The 15,161-nt window shown below is 67.7% G+C and carries 15 protein-coding genes; 5 read left to right on the top strand and 10 right to left on the bottom strand.

Going from position 1 to position 15,161, the window contains the following annotated elements:
• Positions 1 to 138: 138 nt before the first annotated feature.
• Positions 139 to 396, bottom strand: coding sequence for a hypothetical protein (locus ACJ4V0_RS15400; protein WP_448300478.1), 258 nt, complete (start codon positions 394 to 396; stop codon positions 139 to 141).
• Positions 397 to 634: 238 nt separating this feature from the next.
• Between ACJ4V0_RS15400 and ACJ4V0_RS15395 the strand changes: the two genes are divergently transcribed.
• Positions 635 to 1,054: a hypothetical protein gene (locus ACJ4V0_RS15395; protein WP_448300477.1), complete on the top strand. Its 420-nt coding sequence runs from the start codon at positions 635 to 637 to the stop codon at positions 1,052 to 1,054.
• Between the two features lie 10 nt (positions 1,055 to 1,064).
• Here the strand turns inward: ACJ4V0_RS15395 and ACJ4V0_RS15390 are convergent, their stop codons facing one another.
• Genes ACJ4V0_RS15390 through ACJ4V0_RS15380 form a run of 3 tightly spaced genes read right to left on the bottom strand, consistent with a single transcriptional unit; the run spans position 1,065 to position 3,470 of the window.
• On the bottom strand, positions 1,065 to 2,246 hold the full coding sequence (locus ACJ4V0_RS15390) for a GNAT family N-acetyltransferase (RefSeq protein ID WP_448300476.1): 1,182 nt from the start codon (positions 2,244 to 2,246) through the stop codon (positions 1,065 to 1,067).
• Positions 2,247 to 2,256: 10 nt separating this feature from the next.
• Positions 2,257 to 3,012 (bottom strand): glycerophosphodiester phosphodiesterase family protein, encoded by a 756-nt coding sequence (locus ACJ4V0_RS15385; RefSeq protein WP_448300475.1) that lies wholly within the window; start codon positions 3,010 to 3,012, stop codon positions 2,257 to 2,259.
• Positions 3,012 to 3,470 (bottom strand): RidA family protein, encoded by a 459-nt coding sequence (locus ACJ4V0_RS15380; protein WP_448300474.1) that lies wholly within the window; start codon positions 3,468 to 3,470, stop codon positions 3,012 to 3,014. The genes ACJ4V0_RS15385 and ACJ4V0_RS15380 overlap by 1 nt, the downstream gene beginning before the upstream one ends.
• Before the next feature lie 57 nt (positions 3,471 to 3,527).
• Between ACJ4V0_RS15380 and ACJ4V0_RS15375 the strand changes: the two genes are divergently transcribed.
• Positions 3,528 to 4,502, top strand: coding sequence for a cell envelope integrity EipB family protein (locus ACJ4V0_RS15375; protein WP_448300473.1), 975 nt, complete (start codon positions 3,528 to 3,530; stop codon positions 4,500 to 4,502).
• A gap of 9 nt (positions 4,503 to 4,511) precedes the next feature.
• Here ACJ4V0_RS15375 and ACJ4V0_RS15370 read toward each other — a convergent pair whose 3' ends face one another.
• Positions 4,512 to 5,774 (bottom strand): DNA polymerase IV, encoded by a 1,263-nt coding sequence (locus ACJ4V0_RS15370; protein ID WP_448300472.1) that lies wholly within the window; start codon positions 5,772 to 5,774, stop codon positions 4,512 to 4,514.
• A gap of 49 nt (positions 5,775 to 5,823) precedes the next feature.
• Positions 5,824 to 6,126, bottom strand: coding sequence for a DUF3572 domain-containing protein (locus tag ACJ4V0_RS15365; RefSeq protein WP_448300471.1), 303 nt, complete (start codon positions 6,124 to 6,126; stop codon positions 5,824 to 5,826).
• A 94-nt stretch (positions 6,127 to 6,220) separates the two neighbouring features.
• On the opposite strand from ACJ4V0_RS15365, the gene ACJ4V0_RS15360 reads away from it, so the two are divergent.
• The 3 genes from ACJ4V0_RS15360 to ACJ4V0_RS15350 all read left to right on the top strand — a co-directional run bounded on the left by ACJ4V0_RS15360 (position 6,221) and on the right by ACJ4V0_RS15350 (position 9,804).
• Entirely contained in the window at positions 6,221 to 6,592 is a 372-nt protein-coding gene (locus ACJ4V0_RS15360) for a response regulator (protein WP_448300470.1), read from the top strand.
• A gap of 16 nt (positions 6,593 to 6,608) precedes the next feature.
• Positions 6,609 to 7,982, top strand: a complete 1,374-nt coding sequence (locus ACJ4V0_RS15355; protein ID WP_448300469.1) for a PleD family two-component system response regulator — start codon at positions 6,609 to 6,611, stop codon at positions 7,980 to 7,982.
• Between the two features lie 547 nt (positions 7,983 to 8,529).
• Positions 8,530 to 9,804: an outer membrane protein gene (locus ACJ4V0_RS15350; RefSeq protein ID WP_448300468.1), complete on the top strand. Its 1,275-nt coding sequence runs from the start codon at positions 8,530 to 8,532 to the stop codon at positions 9,802 to 9,804.
• A gap of 168 nt (positions 9,805 to 9,972) precedes the next feature.
• Here ACJ4V0_RS15350 and rpmG read toward each other — a convergent pair whose 3' ends face one another.
• The 4 genes from rpmG to ACJ4V0_RS15330 all read right to left on the bottom strand — a co-directional run bounded on the left by rpmG (position 9,973) and on the right by ACJ4V0_RS15330 (position 15,138).
• On the bottom strand, positions 9,973 to 10,140 hold the full coding sequence (gene rpmG / locus ACJ4V0_RS15345) for a 50S ribosomal protein L33 (protein ID WP_448300467.1): 168 nt from the start codon (positions 10,138 to 10,140) through the stop codon (positions 9,973 to 9,975).
• Positions 10,141 to 10,257: 117 nt separating this feature from the next.
• Positions 10,258 to 11,745 carry a siroheme synthase CysG gene (gene cysG, locus ACJ4V0_RS15340; protein WP_448300466.1) on the bottom strand — a complete coding sequence of 496 codons (1,488 nt, stop codon included), beginning with the start codon at positions 11,743 to 11,745 and terminating at the stop codon, positions 10,258 to 10,260.
• A 10-nt stretch (positions 11,746 to 11,755) separates the two neighbouring features.
• A complete protein-coding gene (locus ACJ4V0_RS15335) occupies positions 11,756 to 13,363 on the bottom strand; it encodes a sulfite reductase subunit alpha (RefSeq protein WP_448300465.1) in 1,608 nt (535 codons plus the stop codon).
• On the bottom strand, positions 13,360 to 15,138 hold the full coding sequence (locus tag ACJ4V0_RS15330) for a NirA family protein (protein ID WP_448300464.1): 1,779 nt from the start codon (positions 15,136 to 15,138) through the stop codon (positions 13,360 to 13,362). Before ACJ4V0_RS15330 ends, ACJ4V0_RS15335 begins: the two co-directional genes overlap by 4 nt.
• Positions 15,139 to 15,161: the final 23 nt, after the last annotated feature.

The raw sequence follows: 15,161 nt of genomic DNA, 5'->3' as shown, positions 1-15,161 counted from the left end.
CTTGCGCATCCTGATGAAAGTCTGGTGCGCGCGGTGACGCAACGTCAAGCCGCTTCGTGGTTCATCCTGAATCGACACTGTTTCTGAAAGACGCCGCCCGGCGGCGGAGGTCGTGTCGCCGGGCGGCTGCGTTGCGGATCAGGAGCGGCGGCGGGCGCGACGCACGACGCGACGGGCGCGGCGGTGGCTCCGACGCACGACGCGGCGGGCGCGGCGGCGGCCGTGGCGGCGCATCTCGACCGGCTCGCCGGCAACGGGTGCGGCCAGCGTGTCGGTGCCGACCGGCTGGGCGACGGCGAGGTCGGCGAGCGGAGCTGCCTGGGCGGCGGCAGCGGCGAGAGCGGTGGCGGCGACGCCGGCGCCGAGGGCGGCGAAGAACGAACGACGATGCATCATGGGAATGTCTCCTTGGGTGGACTGGCGAAACGGTGGGAACCGGTTCGACACGCATCCTGCTCCGCCCATTCTGAACCCGACATATCGCCGCGTTTAGTCGCGGTTCATCGAAGCACGCCGACATCGCCGGCCAATGGTCGGACCGACGGACGCCATGGAACGGAAACGAACCGTCGGCAGGATGAGGTTGATCGGACCGGCACCGTGCCGCCCGACGCTCCATTCCGGGAGAGCCTGCATGGCCATCGATCCCAATGCCGCAGCCCAGGCCGCCGAGGCGATGCAAAAGGCGCAGGAGGAGGAGCAGCGCAGGCAACAGGCGCAGCAGGCCGATTCCGGTAGCTGGTTCGACATCGGCGATGCCGCGGGCACACTGTTCGACGTGGTGGGCAGCGCCGTGTCCTCGGTCGGACGCGCGACGGCCTCAGCGGCCTCGACAGTGACGGATACGGCCGGATCCATTGCCTCGGGCGCCTTCGAAACGGCGGGCACGATTGCATCCGGCGCCATCGATACGGCCGGGTCCATCGCTTCAGGTACGGTTCAGGTCGCAGGTACGGTGGCTTCGGGAGCCGTGGATGTCGCCGGTTCCCTCGCCTCGGGCGCGGCCAATGTGGTCGGCAGCGTCGGCGAAGGCCTGTCCGGCCTTGACCTCTAGCCCCTCGGACCTACTCGTCGACCTCGGCTTCCGAACGCCGGAACGGCGTCAGCGTCCCCAGTTCCTCGATCGCCTCGGCGATATAGGAGCGCTCGCGCGCGAGATAGTCGTCGACCGCCCGCCTGAGGCCCCGATCGGCGATGAAATGCGCCGAGTAGGTCGTAACCGGGCGATAGCCGCGAGCCAGCTTGTGCTCGCCCTGGGCGCCAGCCTCGACGCGCTTCAGGCCATGGCGGATCGCATAGTCGATGGCCTGATAGTAGCAGACCTCGAAATGCAGGAAGGGATGTTCCTCCAGCGCGCCCCAGTGGCGTCCGTATAGCACATCCCTGCCGATGAAGTTGATCGCGCCGGCAATGTAGCGGCCCTCCCTCTCGGCCATGACCAGCAGGATGCGATCGGCCATGCGTTCGCCGATCAGCGAATAGAACCTGCGGGTGAGGTAGGGACGCCCCCATTTGCGGGAACCGGTGTCCATGTAGAACTCGTAGAACCTGTCCCAGACCTCTTCCGTCAGGTCACTTCCGGTCAGCCAGCGGATGGTGATGCCGCGGCCTTCCAGCGCCTCCCGCCTTTCGCGCCTGATGACCTTGCGCTTGCGTGACGACAGGGCGCCGAGGAAGTCGTCAAATCCGCCATAGCCGTCGTTCTCGAAGTGGAACTGGGTGTCCGTCCGCTGCAGGTAGCCGGCGGCGCCCGTCAGGTCCCATTCGTCCTTGGGGCAGAAGGTGACGTGCAGGGAGGAGACGCCCGATTGCAGGGCCACCTGCGCCGCGCCCTGAACCAGCGCCGTCCGGGCGATGTCGGTGTCGGGGCCTGCACGGACCAGAAGCCGCCGGCTGGTCGCAGGCGTGAACGGGACGCTTGCCTGTAGCTTCGGATAATAGCGTCCGCCGGCCCGCTCATAGGCCTCCGCCCAGCCCGCATCGAAGACATATTCGCCGCGGGAGTGGCTCTTCAGGTAGCAGGGAAGGATGGCCTCAAGCCGACCCTCGCGCTCCAGCAAGAGGTGATGACCGAGCCAGCCGGTCTCGCGCACGGCCGAGCCGGATTCCTCGAGGCTCAGGAAGAAGGCGTGATCGAGGAACGGGTCGACGTGGCCGTCGGCATCGGTGGCGCAGGCGTTCCAGTCAGCGGCAGGGATGTCGGCGAGACGTGTGGCGACGCGGATGGTAAAGGGCGGGGAACTCATCCGCGCAAGTCTAGGCGAGATAGCCCTCGAAGGTCACCTGATCGGCATGACGGGCGGCGATCACACGCTCGTCATCGGTCCGCACCGTCCAGCAGATCAGGGGACGGCCGAGGAAGTTGCGGAAATGGTCGGTGGTCGCGTTCGGCAGGTCGGCGACGCGCCAGGAGAGGAAATCGGGATCGGTGCGGTCCATATGCGCCAGGGTGGCGAGCTCTTCGCGCATTGGGTTCGGCAGGCGGGCCCAGTGCGCTCCGGCATAGTGCGACTCTGCCACGATCCCCCGGACGAGCGCGGGGGCATGCTCCTTCAGCCAGGCGATCGGCGCGGGATCGAAGGACATCAGGGCCAGCGGCCCCCGGTAGCCCGCGGCCAGTGCCACCACGCGTTCGGTGAGCGCGCGCTTTCCGTCGAACTCGGACTTGATCTCGACCACCAGCGGCACGCGCCCCTGAACCAGCGCGAACAGTTCGGAGAGGGTGATCATGCGGTCATCGGTCGACCTGAAGGCGGTCGCCTTCAATACGGCGGCCGTGCTCTGGTCGACGCGGCCGTTCGCAACGGTGAGCCGGTCGAGGGTCGGATCGTGAAAGACGACCGCATCGCCGTCCGCCGTCGGCTGGACATCGCATTCGATGGCGTAGTTGCCGGCGATCGCCGCCTCGAAAGCGCGCGGGCAGTTCTCGACGACGCCCGGCGCCAGCCCATGCAGCCCGCGATGGGCGATAGGCCTTGCCGTCAGCCAGCCTAGATCAGCCCGTCCGGCCATCAGGCGATCTCGACCATCGCCTCGACCTCGACCGCCGCATTGGACGGAAGCGCCGCGACGCCGATCGTCGACCGGGCATGGCGGCCCTTTTCGCCGAACACCTCGACCATCAGGTCGGAGGCGCCGTTCATCACTTTCGGCCCATCGGGGAAGTCGGGGGTGCAGTTGATGAAGCCGCCGAGGCGTACGATGCGGATGACGTTGTCGAGATTGCCGACGGCCGACTGGATATGTGCCAGCACGTTGAGGCCGCAGAGACGCGCCGCCTTCTGGCCGTCCTCGATGGAGATGCCGCCGCCGAGCTTGCCGGCCACCAGCCCGTCCGGGCCGAGCGAGATCTGCCCCGAGACGACGAGGAGCGAGCCCATGCGCACGAACGGCACATAGTTGGCGACCGGCGCCACGGGATTGGGCAGGACGATGCCGAGTTCGGCGAGACGGGCTGCAATGACGGACATCGGGGACCTCGGGCAAAGGGAACGGAAGTGCCGCGGAAACTGCCCGAATGCGGGCCCGTGGGCAAGGTCGCGCCGAGCGACACATCCATGCCGCGTTGTCGCCACCCGTCAGCCTCTCTATGGTGCGAAGCGCGGTGGCAACGGGACGTGGGTCCTGCCGCCGACCATGCAGGGAATTTCGATTTGATGCCATCCATCCGCACTGTCGTCGCCGTTGCCACCCTTGGGCTCCTGCTGTTGGCGGCCGACACGCGGGCAGTTCAGGCGCAGGCGGCGTCGGCGCCAGTGCTGGCGCCGCATCGCGCGGTCTATGATCTCAGGCTCGACGGCCGCCGGCCGGCGCGCGGCATCGATCAGGTGCGCGGACGCATCCTGTTCGAGACGTCGGGAAACCGCTGCGAGGGGTTCACGACCGCCTTTCGCCAGGTGGTGGAAATGTCGATGAACGGCAACAGCATGGTGATGGACCTGCGCACCTCGCATTTCGAGGAGGGTGACGGCAGCAGTTTCCGCTTCACCTCGCGCTCGACGCAGAACGGACGGCCACACCTGGAGACCGAGGGAAGCGCCACGCGCGTCCCCGATGCCGTTCGTCTCGCCGTGCGCAGGCCTCGGGAGATCAACAGCCAAATCGACCGGACCACGATCTTCCCGACGGAACACCTCATCCGCATCGTCGAGGCGGCGCGGGAAGGCCACAACATCCTCGAGGTCAAGGTCTATGACGGGGCCGAGACAGGCGAGAAGCTCTACAATGCCACCGCGGTCATCGGCCGCCGGATCGCACCGGGCAGTGGCGAACCGGAAGGGGCCGCGCGGAACCCGAAACTGGCGGAACTGGCCCGCTGGCCGGTGACGATCAGCTATTTCGAGGCGGGCCTCGACAGCCCGAATCCGCTCTATTCCATTTCTTTCGAACTCTACGAGAACGGCGTGTCGCGCCAACTCGTCATCAACTACAGCGAGTTCTCGCTGCGGGGCGACCTCGCAAGCATCGAATGGCAGCCGGAAACGGCCTGCACACGGAACTGACGGCTTCGCTCAGTCGTCGAAGGTGATTCCCTTGACGACGGCGTCCTTTCCGAAGCGGGCGCGCAGGGCATCGACCGCACTTTCCACCTTCGTCGACCGGACGATCGATGTGTCGACGAGGTCGGCCGGATCGGCCTTGTCGATGTCCGCGAGATCCGAGATGCCGATGCCGATCAGGCGGTAGGCCGTCCCATCCGCCTCCTTCATCAGCATGTCGCGGCCCGTCTCGAACAGGCGCGTGGCGAGCACGGTCGGCGAGGCGAGCCCGCGCGAGCGGGTCCGGATCCTGAAGTCGGCGCTCTTCAGCTTCAGCGTCACGGTCGATCCGGCGAAGCCCTGCGCCTTGGCGCGGGCGGAGACCTTCTCGCACAGCCGGAACAGCTTCTTCTCGAGCGCTCGGGCATCGCGGATGTCGGTCTCGAACGTCGTCTCGGCAGAAATCGACTTGACCTCCGAATCCGGTGACACGCGCCGGTCGTCGATGCCGCGGCAGAGCCGTGCGAGGCGCAGGCCCATCGCGCCGTAGCGACGCATCAGGTCGCCTTCCTCGATCCGCCTCAGATCGGCGATCAGCCTCAGTCCATCGCGCTCCAGCGCCTCCTGCAGGGCGCGGCCGACGCCCCAGATGAGCGAAACCGGCTTGCCGGCGAGGAAGTCCAGCGCCGCAGACCGCCCGATAGCGGCAAAGCCGCGCGGCTTGTCGAGGTCGGATGCGATCTTGGCGAGGAACTTGTTGTAGGACAGCCCCACCGAGACCGTGATGCCGATCTCCTGCTCGACCCGCCGCGCAAACCGGGCGAGCACCATGGCGGGTGGGGCGCCATGCAGCCGCTCCGTGCCGGTGAGGTCGAGAAAGGCCTCGTCGATGGAGATGGGTTCCACCAGCGGCGTCAGGTCGCGCATGGCGGTGCGCACCTGGCGGCCGACGCGCACGTATTTCTCCATGTCGGGCTTGATGACGACCGCCTCGGGGCAGAGCTTCAGCGCCTTGAACATGGGCATGGCCGAACGAACGCCGTGGATGCGCGCCACGTAGCAGCAGGTCGAAACGACACCGCGCTTGCCGCCGCCGATGATCAGCGGCTGGTCGACGAGGCGCGGATCGTCGCGCTTCTCGACCGCGGCATAGAAGGCGTCGCAATCGATATGGGCGATGGAGAGGTCGGCGAGTTCATCGTTTCGGGCGATGCGCGGCGATCCGCAGGCATGGCAGCGCGTGGCGCCCGCGCGCGTCTCGGCAAGGCAGTCCCGGCAGAAGGCGATCAGGGCCATCGGCGCACAGTGGGCGCGATGGGGCTGGCCCTCAAGGGGGCTGGTGTCATCAGGCGTGATCGCGCTCCCACGGCCCCGCGCCCATCGCGTGCGCGGCCCGGACGACGTCCGCCGGCCGGATGCCGTCATTGGCGGCGAAGGCGAGGAGCAGCGTCTCGTCGGACATGAGATGGTCCATCACGGCGGCGAGGAATTCCGGCTGTCCGGCGATCTCCCGGATGCGGCCGACATCGATCCCGGCGAGGGCCACGAAGCGGTCGAGCCGTTCCTCGTCGCCGGCCAGGAAGGCGAGGGCACTGACCGCGACCGCCTCTGCAGCGGTCCTGTTTCGTTCCCGCGGACGCAACGTCATGGTTTGTCCTTTAGAAAGGATTTGAGATTAGCTTGTGGGCTATCCGTCAATGTCCGGCAACCATCCCGCGCTGGCCCGGAAATGCGAGTCGGCAATGTCCAAGACCGTCATGATCGTGGAAGACAACGAGCTCAACATGAAGCTCTTCCACGATCTTCTCGAGGCCAACGGCTATCGGACGATCCAGACGCGCAACGGCACCGAGGCGCTGGCGCTGGCGCGTGAGCATCACCCCGATCTCATCCTCATGGACATCCAGCTCCCCGAGGTCTCCGGCCTCGACGTGACCCGCTGGATCAAGGAGGACGAGACGATCCGGCACATCCCGATCATTGCCGTCACGGCCTTCGCCATGAAGGGCGACGAGGAGCGGATCAGGGCAGGGGGCTGCGAGGCCTACCTGTCGAAACCCATTTCGGTAATGAAGTTCATCGAGACGGTCCGGCACTTCCTGGGCGGGGCTTGAGAGGGATTGGGTCAGCATGACTGCGCGCGTTCTCGTCGTCGATGACATCCTCGCCAATGTGAAGCTGCTCGAGGCGCGGCTGTCCGCCGAGTATTTCGACGTGGTCACGGCGCATTCGGGGCTCGAAGCCCTGTCGATCAGCGAGCGCGGCCAGTGCGACATCGTGCTGCTCGACGTCATGATGCCCGGCATGGACGGCTTCGAGACCTGCCGGCGGCTGAAGGCCAATCCGGCGACGCACCACGTTCCCGTCATCATGGTCACCGCGCTCGACCAGACCGCCGATCGGGTCAAGGGGCTCGAGGCGGGCGCCGACGACTTCCTGACCAAGCCGGTCAACGACCTCGCCCTCATCACCCGCGTCCGCTCGCTCGTCCGCCTGAAGATGGTGCAGGACGAGCTCAGGATGCGCGCCGTCACCTCACGCGAGATCGGCATGCGTGATCCGCTGACGGAAGCCGTTGCCGAGTCGGGCCTGAACGGGCGCATTCTCGTGGTCGATGACCGCGCGTCCTCCCATGAGCGCATTGTCCAGGCGCTGCGCAACCAGCACCACGTCGAGGTCGAGTCGCGGCCGCAGGAGGCGCTCTTCAAGGCCGCGGAGAACGACTACGACCTCGTCATGATTTCCCTCGGGCTCGCCGATTTCGATCCGCTGCGTCTGTGCTCGCAGATACGCTCGCTCGACCGTACGCGCGGCCTGCCGATCCTGGTGATCGCCGAGCCGGAGGACGAGGCGCGGCTGCTGCGCAGCCTCGACATCGGCGCCAACGACTATCTGATGCGACCGATCGACCGCAACGAGATGGCGGCGCGCGTACGCACCCAGATCCGCAAGAAGCGCTACACCGAGCGGCTTCGCGACAATGTCCAGCAGTCCATGGAAATGGCGATCACCGACGGGCTCACCGGCCTGCACAATCGCCGCTACATGGAGAGCCACCTCGGCACGCTGGTCGACCAGGCGTCGATGCGCGGCAAGCCTCTCGCGGTTCTCGTTCTCGACATCGACTACTTCAAGGCGGTCAACGACACCTGGGGCCACGACGCCGGCGACGAAGTGCTGCGCGAGTTCGCCCAGCGCCTGCGCAAGAGCGTGCGCGGTATCGACCTCGTCTGCCGTCTCGGCGGCGAGGAGTTCGTCGTCGTCATGCCGGACACCGATGCCGGCGTCGCCTCCATCGTCGCCGAGCGCATCCGCAACCGTGTGGCGAGCGAACCTTTCGCCATTCACAAGGGCGCCCGGGCCATCGATGTCACGGTCTCCATCGGCATGGCCCAGCGGCTTGCCGGCGACACCGACGCCGACACGCTTCTCAAGCGGGCGGATCAGGCGCTGTATCGCGCCAAGCGCGACGGACGGAACAGGGTTGTTCTGGACGCCGCGTGAGACTCCGTGGCGTTTACCCTGTTGATCAACCCTGTTGCTTTAGGTTAAGGCGCGGTTTACGCGCCGGATAGACCTGTCTGCATTGAAGCACAACATCCGCTCCTCTAGGGTCCTGCCAGACCGGATCATGGTCGTGACTTTCACGGCTTGAGTCGATCCGGTCGCGTACCCCTGCGACCGCTCAGGTCCGCCGCATCTCCTGGGATCGTAGGGTCGGCCGGTCGGGTTCGGCGCGGATGGCCTCTCCGCAATGCCGTTGGCCCGGCCGGCCACCTCATCCAGCGTGTTACCGGGGTCGTGAGGCGCAGTGTTGCGTCAAAGTGCCGCTGGCATGCCAAGCAGAACGTGTAGAACAAGACAGCGAACAGAGCAGACGTCCATATTGCAATAATGCGGGCGTTGAAGTTCGTTGCGACGTGCCTGAGCGGCACGCAACGCCGCGAGGTTGACGCGGATTACCCTAGGGCATTACTGTCGGCGTAACAAAAGACGACGCGTGATCCTCTCGTGGAGGTCCGACAGTCGGCGATCGTCAGGGAGTTGTGTCATGCGTCGCGTAGGTCTGGCATCCATCGTCGTGTCACTGGCGTTCAGCGCCCACGCCGCCGATATCGAATCGCCCCGCGGGCTGGTGGTGAGCGAGATTGCCGCACCGGGATTCGGCTGGACGGGTATATATGCGGGCCTGCATGCGGGATACGGCTTCGCCAACACCTCCGTCTCGGTTCCCGGCCTGTTCGGATTCAGCGGGATCGGCGCCAACGGCTGGCTCGTCGGCGGCAAGGTCGGGGCCGACTATCAGTTCGCCCAGCGATGGGTGATCGGCGCCCTGACGGAGGGCAATCTGCAGGGGATCGACACCACCATATCGGCCGGCGGCCTGACCGTCGCGCGGCTCTCCGGCGACCGGCGCTGGGCGATCCGGGCACGCCTCGGCTTCCTGCTGACGCCGGAAACGCTGATCTACGCCACCGGCGGCTGGTCGCAGGGACGGACGACCTTCTCCCTGACCGGCCTCGGCAATGCCAGCCTGATGACGAGCGGCTGGCAGATTGGCGGCGGGATCGAGACGCGCCTCGCGGGCAACGTCTTCCTGCACGCCGAATATGTGCACACCTTCTCGAACGGCATCGGTCAGTTCGCCCCACTCGTCGTCAAGCCGACATCCGGCACGGCGCGGCTCGGCCTGAGCTACCGCTTCGGGATGGGCAGCGCCTATCCCGCCTTCGCCTCGGCAGCGCGGCGGAACTGGAGCGGCTTCTACGCCGGTGTCCAGGGCGGCTATGGCTTCGGCAACACCACCTTGTCCGCGCCGGGTGTCTTCGGCTTCACCGGCATCGGTTCGCAGGGCGTCTTCGGCGGGGTCATCGCCGGCTATGACCACCAGTTCGCGGGAACCTCGATTGTCGCGGGCATCGAGGCCGACGCAAGCCTTTCCGCCATCAAGACGACCATCGAGGCCGGCGGCCCCTCCGCATCGATCGGATCGGACTGGAACGTCGGGGTGAGGGCGCGACTCGGCTATGTGATGGGCGGCTCGATCATGCCCTACGTGGCAGCGGGCTACGGGTGGACGCACATCACGGCGTCGGGGCTCGGCGTCGGGTTTGGCGAGACGATCAGCGGCTTCCAGCTTGCGGCGGGCGTGGAAACGATGATCACGGCGAATGTCGCCCTGCGCGCCGAGTATGTCCACCAGTTCAATGCGTCCCGCCCGCTCATCCCGGGTGTACTGAACTACCGGACCGATTCGGGCCGGGCCCGGGTCGGCGTGACATGGAAGTTCGGCGGCGAGGACGCGGCGGTGATCGCGCGGTACTGATGGCCTGATGGCAAACGGGTTGCCGGCTGGTGTCCGAACCACCGGGCGCACGGATCCGTGGTCGCATAGCGCGCGCGGGCTGTTTCGTGTCCATCACGCTCATCGAAAACGAAAAACGGCCCCCGAAGGGGCCGCTTGGATTGTCGACCGGCATGGCCGACCGCAAGATCACTTGATCTTGGCTTCCTTGAACTCGACGTGCTTGCGCGCGACCGGGTCGTACTTCTTCTTGGACAGCTTGTCTGTCATGGTGCGCGAATTCTTCTTCGCGGTGTAGAAATAGCCGGTGTCGGCGGTCGAGATCAGCTTGATCTTGATAGTGGCGGCCTTGGCCATGGCAAGTCCTCGCGGAAGGTCTGTGAAGTCGGGGCCGGGCCTTGGGAATAGCGAGCGATCGCCCGCCGCGTCGCCGCCGGCTGGTTGGGGCGGATGTGACAGGTCGCCCGCCGATTGTCAAGGAACAGGCTGAATGCCGCGCCTGGTTGCCATCATCGCGGGGGCATCAGTGTCGTGTGCACCTGCTGGCGGGCCGAAGGCGCTGCCATAGAGGATGAGCAACGGGCCGCTCCATCGCCGCGAGGCCAGTCGGGACGCGAGCGAGCCGACCGTGCCGGCGATGCGCTCCTCGTCGGGGCGGGTGGCATTGACCACCGCCAGCGCCGGGGTCTCCGCGGCGAGCCCCGCGGCCAGCAGGCGCTCCGCCATCTCGTGCCAGGTGGCGCCGGGCATATAGACCACCGTCGAGGCCGCCGGATCGGCCAGGGCCTGCCAGCGGAGGTCCTTCGGCAAGCGGCCGTCGCGCCCATGGCCGGTGACATATTGCAGGCGGCGGGCATGGTCTCGGTGGGTCAGCGACAGGCGCGCGGAGGCCGCGGCCCCCTGCGCCGCCGAGATGCCCGGCACCACCTCCACCGCAATCCCGGCGGACTCCGCCGCAGCGATTTCCTCTCCCGCGCGGCCGAAGATCATCGGATCGCCGGCCTTCAGCCGCACCACATGCTTGCCCTCGCGGACGAGACGGATCACCAGGGCGTTGATGTCGTCCTGCCGGCAGGACGGACCGCGGCCGCGTTTGCCGGCCGAAATGCGCTGCGATTCGCGCCGGGCGACGTCCAGCACCGCCGCAGGCACGAGATCGTCGTGGACGATGACGTCCGCCGACTGCAGCGCGCGCACTGCCTTCATCGTCAGGAGATCCGGGTCGCCCGGACCTGCTCCGACAAGGACGAGACGCCCGGCGGCCGATGCGGCATGGGTGGCGGCCGCCTCCAGTTCAGCGGCCAGCGCCGGCGACGGAATCGCGTCCGGTGTGGCCAGCGCCCGGTCGGCGAAGAGTTCCCAGAAGCGACGGCGGGCGCGGAACGGCAGATCGAGGGTGGCGACGCGCCGTCGCCAGGATCGAGCCGTCGCCGCCCAGACGGCGAGCCCGCGCGGCAGCACGGCCTCGATGCGGGCGCGCACCGCCTGGCCGAACACCGGCGCGGCGCCATCGGTCGAAATGCCGATGACGAGGGGCGAGCGGTTGACGATGCCGCCGAACTGGACGTCGCAGAAGGCCGGCCTGTCGATGACATTGACGGGAACTCCGGCGCTGCGGGCGGCGTCGCGGAAGGCGGCGGCCTCGGCGTTCTGCTCCATGGCGCCGACGGCGAAGACGGCACCGGTGAGGTCGGCGGGATCCCAGCCGCGGCGGATGAGCGTGATGGAGCCGTCCGGAGGGGATGCCGCGAGCACCACCATGTCCGGGCAAGGGTCGTCGGCGATCACGTCGACATGGGCTCCGGCGGCGGCCAGAAGCTCCGCCTTCCAGACAGCGGGCTCGCTGCCGCCGGCGACGACCACGCGCCGGCCGGCGAGCCTGAGGAACACCGGCAGCACGGCGAGGGGCGCCATGCGCGCCGCGCGGCGCGCTTCCGGATGGCGGGAGGTGAAATCGGTCATCGGCCGGTCCTCAATAGACGTCGGCCTGGTAGCGGCCGGCCTTCTTCATCTCCTGCACCCACTGGACTGCCTCGTCGGGCGAATTGCCGCCATGCGCGGCGATGACATCGACCAGGGCGGCCTCCACATCCCGCGCCATCCGCTTGGCGTCGCCGCAGATGTAGAAATGGGCGCCCTGGTCGAGCCAGCGCCACAACTCCGCGCCATTCTCGCGCATGCGGTCCTGGACGTAGATCTTCCCCGATCCGTCGCGGGACCAGGCGAGCGACAGCCGCGTCAGCACACCCGACTTCTTCAGCGCATCGAGTTCGTCGGCATAAAAGAAGTCCGTCGCCTGCCGCTGGTGGCCGTAGAAGAGCCAGTTGGGACCCGGAGCCCCGTCGGCGGCCCGGTCCTGCAGGAAGGCGCGGAACGGCGCAACGCCCGTTCCGGGACCGACCATGATCACCGGCCTGGCTGGGTCCGAGGGCAGGGCGAAGGCATGAGCGCGCTGCACATAGACCTTCACCGGGGTGCCCGGCCCGGCGCGCTCGCCGAGGAAGGTGGAGGCGACGCCGAGCCGCCGGCGCTTGCCGACGACATACCGCACCGCATCGACGGTCAGCGACACGCGGCCGGGGTTGGCCTTGATCGACGACGAGATCGAATAGAGCCTCGGCTGGAGCGGCTCCAGCGCCTCGACGAAGGCCTCCGGATGCGGACGCACGCCGGGAAATTTGATCAGCACCGCCAGCACGTCGAGAGCCGCCGCGTCGCCGTCGGGATCCTCGCCGGTGGCCAGCGCCCGGGCCTTCGCACGTTGCGCCCCGCCGGTCAGGAAGGAGATCAGCTCAAACAGGCCGTCGGGGGCCGGCGACAGCGACACCTCCTCGGCCAGCACCTGCCGCAGCGACCGTCCCCGCACCTCGGTGACATGAGAGGCGCCGAGCATGGCGATGATCTGGTCGACGAGGCCGAGGTCGTTGGTCGGGAACACACCAAAGGCGTCGCCCACCATATAGTCGAGGCCGCAGGCTGACAGGTCGAACTCGACGTGGAAGGTCTCCTTCTCCGAGCCCGCCGCGTTGAGGCGCCGGCGCGACAGGAAGATGGCCTCCACCGGCGCCTCCCGCGATCGGCCGGGAGCGGCGACGGGGATCGCGTGCGAGACCGGGGCCGTGACCCCGGCCTTGGCCGGTGCGGCGGGTGCCGCATCGATCTCCGGGGCCAGTGCCTTCAGCATGCGCAGCGTGTCCTTGCCGCCGGGTACGCAGAGATTGAGCCGCGCCTCGGCCTTCGACGTCAGCGCATTGGCGTAGTCGGCGCAGCTATAGCCGCACTGGCCGCAGTCCTGCTGGGCCATGGCCGCCATCAGGCGCGGCGCGATGGGCCGTCCCTCCGCGAGCGCCATGCGGTCGGCGAGCGCCATGGAAGGGTCGTGCCAGGGCGCGTCATCATTGGTGGCTGCCGAAGACGGCGCCTCGTCCGATCCTCCCGGCAATTGGATGGCCGCGCCGGCCGGCACCAGCGGCGCGAGGGCCGCCGCGAAGAAGCCGGAGAGCCATTCGCGCTGCTCGCTGGAGAAGGGAGCCGTCTCCGGAATGAGGGCAAAGACTGTCTGCGGCGGCAGGACGCTCATTCCGCGGCCTCCTTCATCATCGAGAGATGGGGCGCGACGAGGCGCTCGAGCGGCTCGACGTCATGGCGGATCGTGAACGCCTGGAACGTCTCGCCGGGGTCGGCGCGATGGGCGAGGTAGGCCTTGAGCAGCGCCTCGACATGGCGCGGGGCGTCCGTCGCCTTCACGCCCTTCCACAGGTAGCGCCCGATCCGCGCGTTCTCGGCGAAGCCGCCGCCGACCGCGATGTCGTAGCCTTCGACCGTGTCGCCATCCTCGTTGATCGGCACGCGCGCGCCGATGAGGCCGATGTCGCCGATATAGTGCTGCGCACAGGAATGGTGGCAGCCGGTCAGGTGGATGTTCACCGGCACGTCGATGGCGACCCGCGCCTCGACATGGTCGGCAATCTCCAGCGCGTGCTTCTTGGTGTTGGCGGCGGCGAACTTGCAGCCGGCATTGCCGGTGCAGGCGACGAGCCCGGCGCGGATGGGCGTGACCGTCGTCGACAGGCCGAGCGCCGCGATGCGGGCCTCGGCGGTGGCGACATCGGCGTCCGCCACCCCGGAGAGAACAAGGTTCTGCCAGACGGTGAGGCGGATATCGCCGTCGCCGAGATCGGCGGCGACAGCGGCAAGCCCCTGCGCCTGCTCTGCCGTCAGCTTGCCGACAGGGACCACCACCCCGATCCAGTTGCGTCCGGCCTGCTTCTGGCGATGGACGCCGACATGGGCGTAGCGGTCGGTCGCGGGACGCGGGGCGACATGGACCTCGTCGATGCGCACCAGTTTGCGGCCGAGCTTGTCCTCGACGGCTGACAGGAATTTCTCGAAGCCCCAGGCATCGAGCACATATTTCAATCTGGCGCGGTTGCGATTGGTGCGGTCGCCATGGTCGATGAAGACGCGGATGGTGGCGTCCGCGATGGCCGTCGCCTCTTCGGGCCTGCAGAAGGCGCCCGTGGGACGGGCGAGGTCATGGTGACCCGAAATGCCGCCGAGGACGATGCGCAGCCAGACGCCGGGCTCGACCCCTGCGCCATCCAGCACCCGCACGGCCTGGAAGCCGATGTCGTTGGTCTCCTCGAGCGCCGGCGAGACCCCCGCCCCGTCGAAGGAGACATTGAACTTGCGCGGCAGTCCGTAGAGCACCCGCTCGTTGAGGATGTGGAAGTGCCAGTCGCGGCACAGGGGGCGCGTATCGAGCAGCTCCTGCGCGTCGATGCCGGCCAGCGGCGATCCCGTGACGTTGCGGATGTTGTCGGCGCCGGATCCCTTGGCGACGAGCCCGAGATCCATGAGGTCCTCGAGCAGCGCCTTGGCATTCTCCGGCCTGATCTCGCGCATCTGGAGATTGGCGCGCGTCGTCACATGCAGGTAACCGCCGCCATGGGTTTCTGCGAGCGCGGCGCAGCCCGCCAGTTGGTGGGCCTTCAGGATGCCGTTGGGAATGCGCATGCGCAGCATGAAGCTGTCCTGCGCAGGTGCGACATTGAACAGGCCGAAATAGCGCCAGCGGAAATTGTCGGCGGGACCGGGCAGCTTGCCGGTCGCGGCCTCTTGCGTCAGGCGGTGATAGGCGTCGAAGGGATGCTCGTCGCGTTTCCACTTCTCCTGGTCGGCCAGCTTGCCGCCAGCCTTGGTCTGGAGGTCCTGCGCCTTCAGGTGAGGCGCGTCCGGTCCGGTCGGCGAAGAGATTTCGGGCGTGGCGGCCGAGCCGACAACCCGTGTCGCGGCGGCGCCGGCGACGAAACCTTCCAGATAGCGCTTCTGTTCCGCGCTGAAGTCCTGTGACATCCGATCCCCGTGCGATGCGAGGG

This window comes from Phreatobacter aquiterrae (assembly GCF_053471285.1).
This window is presented reverse-complemented; position numbering and strand designations above follow the sequence as displayed.